We start from the raw sequence: 807 nt of genomic DNA, 5'->3' as shown, positions 1-807 counted from the left end.
TAGGGTCTGTTGAGATTCAGGATTCCCTAAGAGTGTAAATTCTGATTCAAACTGCGGATGGACAGACTTGTTTTGACGGACACCCAATGGGCGAAGATGGAGGCGCACTGCCTCGGTAAGCCGAGCGATCCTGGCCGCAGCGGCGGGGATAACCGGCTGTTTGTCGAGGCGATCTTGTGGATCGTTCGGACGGGCAGTCCGTGGCGTGATCTGCCTGCGCAATTCGGCAAGTGGAACACGGTATTCGTGCGGTACCGTGACTGGGTTAAAGCCGATATTTTCAAGCGGTTATTCGATGCCGTCTCGGAGGAGCCGGACATGGAATACGCCATGGTCGATGCGACGATCGTCAAAGTTCATCGTCACGGACAGGGCGCAAAAGGGGGACTCAAAGCCAGGCCATAGGTCGCTCCAAGGGCGGTATGACGACCAAGATCCTCGCGCTGACGGATGCGCTCGGCAATCTGGTCCGCTTCGTTCTTCTACCCGGGCAGCGCTTCGATACGGTTGGCGTCGCACCGTTGATCGAGGGGATCGAGTTCGGCGCTCTCCTCGGCGACAAGGCCTTTGATAGCAACAGCGTCGTTGCTGACCTCAACCAACGCGGCGCCAAGGTCGTCATTTCCCAGCATCCACGCCGCGTCCAGCCGATCGCCATCGATCTCGAAATGTACAAATGGCGCCACCTCATCGAGAACTTCTTCTGCAAACTGAAGGAGTTCAAGCGCATCGCCATGCGCGCCGACAAAACCGATCAGAGCTTCAAAGCTTGCATCTATCTCGCCGCAGCCGTCATCAACTCACGAT

1 protein-coding gene is annotated in these 807 nt (G+C 57.1%); it reads left to right on the top strand.

The window, feature by feature from the left end; all coding sequences use genetic code 11:
• Positions 1–57 precede the first annotated feature (57 nt).
• A protein-coding gene (locus OF829_RS20560; protein WP_264942083.1) for an IS5 family transposase occupies positions 58–807 on the top strand; the annotation gives its coding sequence in 2 pieces (ribosomal slippage) (positions 58–388 and positions 388–807; 751 coding nt annotated over the 2 pieces). This gene is flagged as partial in the annotation.

Origin of the sequence: Sphingomonas caeni (assembly GCF_026013415.1) — a bacterium.
Lineage (GTDB): Bacteria > Pseudomonadota > Alphaproteobacteria > Sphingomonadales > Sphingomonadaceae > Sphingomonas > Sphingomonas caeni.
Note: the sequence above shows the minus strand (reverse complement) of the source record. Positions and strands in the feature narration are given on the sequence as shown.